Raw genomic sequence first — 318 nt, forward strand, 5'->3', positions numbered from 1 at the left:
TGTCTGTGTCTACCTGCTTCGCGTTACTATGCAGTTTTCAAGGTTCTGGCTGGATTACACCCAGCAGTCTTGCTATTTCAAGCAAGATTGCTGAAGCAATTTCTCCAATCAATTATTGCTTTTTCGCAATACTTGCAGTCGCAATTTTGGAGTGTCACAATCGATTTGACTGTTTCCACACTGACAACCGTACTTTGTTGTTCGGTTGTTTTTGTGCGACTTGGATCGAACCAATGATAGTTTGAAAGCCAACAACTTTTCCTCGACCGACCTCGGGATACATCAAGTCAAAAGTCAAAAGTCAAAAGTCAAAAGATT

1 protein-coding gene is annotated in these 318 nt (G+C 41.2%); it reads left to right on the top strand.

The window, feature by feature from the left end; genetic code table 11:
* On the top strand, window positions 1–237 hold a 237-nt coding region (locus ACM0OZ_RS49275), incomplete at its 5' end, for a hypothetical protein (protein WP_414590225.1).
* Window positions 238–318 lie beyond the last annotated feature (81 nt).

It is taken from the genome of Scytonema sp. PCC 10023, assembly GCF_963920835.1.
Classification (GTDB): Bacteria; Cyanobacteriota; Cyanobacteriia; order Cyanobacteriales; family Nostocaceae; genus Kalymmatonema.